Genomic DNA, 379 nt, shown 5'->3' with positions numbered 1-379 from the left:
CAGAGTGGTGCGCGACGGCCGCGAAACCTGGCTCCGCGTGAAATCCGCCGACCGCAACAGCTTTCTCAGGAAGCCGCATCTGCAGTGAGGTTGAAGCTGCCGATCTCCTCCAGAAGGGGGAGATCGGCAGTTTCGGCGCTGCGCAACGAGGATCCGTCTGATGCCGCCCGTGAAAGTCGATCCCGGCAAGGTGCATGAATTCGCCGATCCCGGGCGCTTCCGTGCCTGGCTCGCCCGTCACCACGCCAGCGAGACCGAGGTCTGGATCAAGCTACACAAGGTCGGTTCCGGCCTGCCCTCGATCACGCCGAAGCAGGCCATCGACGTCGTGCTGTGCTTCGGCTGGATCGACGCGGTGCGCAAGAGCCTGGACGACAAG

General features: G+C 64.4%; 1 pseudogene. It reads left to right on the top strand.

The features are described 5' to 3' along the window. Positions 1-160 precede the first annotated feature (160 nt). Positions 161-379 (top strand): annotated as a pseudogene (locus EN742_RS37590) (hypothetical protein); the annotation flags it as partial.

The organism is Mesorhizobium sp. M4A.F.Ca.ET.020.02.1.1 (genome assembly GCF_004022645.1).
GTDB lineage: Bacteria > Pseudomonadota > Alphaproteobacteria > Rhizobiales > Rhizobiaceae > Mesorhizobium.
The sequence above is the reverse complement of the archived record's forward strand: the minus strand, read 5'-3'. Positions and strand labels throughout refer to the sequence as shown.